Annotated in this window: 1 protein-coding gene and 1 pseudogene; both read left to right on the top strand. The window is 72.0% G+C overall.

Translation table 11 applies throughout. The annotated features are described in order from the left end of the window. The first annotated feature begins 310 nt into the window (after positions 1-310). A complete protein-coding gene (locus tag Q2100_RS31490) occupies positions 311-652 on the top strand; it encodes a rhodanese-like domain-containing protein (protein ID WP_302917159.1) in 342 nt (113 codons plus the stop codon). Between the two features lie 58 nt (positions 653-710). Continuing rightward, positions 711-860, top strand: a pseudogene (locus tag Q2100_RS31900) (DUF4328 domain-containing protein); the annotation flags it as partial.

Genomic DNA, 860 nt, shown 5'->3' with positions numbered 1-860 from the left:
GGGGCCTGCGCCTCCCCGCGGCCGGCCACGCCGCGCAACCCCGCCCGGCCCGGACGGGGATGTCCCACAGCGGCCGGCCTGACGCATCGGGTAATTAGCTCGGGGTGTTGATCACCGGCCCGTCGGGCACCACAGGTTATCCACAGCGACTCCCATCGTCTGCGCAGACTTCGCGGCTCACGCGGCGTTCGGGCAGTTCGACGCCCTGTGGATAGACCTGTGGAAACTGTGGATAGCCCGGAGATTGCTGCCGCCGCGATGTCCCGGTCGCTGGATGCGGCGGCCGGCCGGCCGTGCCAGCATGGGGGACATGGACGACGTGGAGGTCGCACAGGCCGACGTCGCGCAGTTGCCCGAAGCCTTCGACGACTCGGTGATCCTGCTCGACGTACGCGAAGACGACGAATGGCAGCGGGGGCACGCCGCCGGTGCGCGGCACATCCCGATGGGCGACGTCCCGTCCCGGCTTGCCGACATCGACCCTGGTGCCCACCTGTACGTGGTGTGCCACGCGGGTGGCCGGTCACAGCGGGTGGCGCAGTACCTGGTCCGCAACGGGTACCAGGCGGCCAACGTCAGCGGCGGGATGCTGGCCTGGGCCGGCGCAGGCCGTCCTGTCGTCACCGACGACGGCGGCGTCGGCAGCGTCTGACTCCGGGGTGCCCGACCGACTGCTCTGCCACCGACGCCACCATCGCTAGGCTGGTCGGATGATCCAGGTGTGTTCCCGCTGCGGGACGCGGTGGAACGTGCGCGACCGACAGCGGCAGTGGTGCCCGCGCTGCCAGGGCACGCTGCTCGCGCCGTCGGGTCCCGCGCCGGGCTCGGAATGGAGCGCGCAGCCGAGCGAGGCGGCAGCG

The organism is Mycolicibacterium arseniciresistens, assembly GCF_030519285.1.
GTDB lineage: Bacteria > Actinomycetota > Actinomycetes > Mycobacteriales > Mycobacteriaceae > Mycobacterium > Mycobacterium arseniciresistens.
Note: the sequence above shows the minus strand (reverse complement) of the source record. Positions and strands in the feature narration are given on the sequence as shown.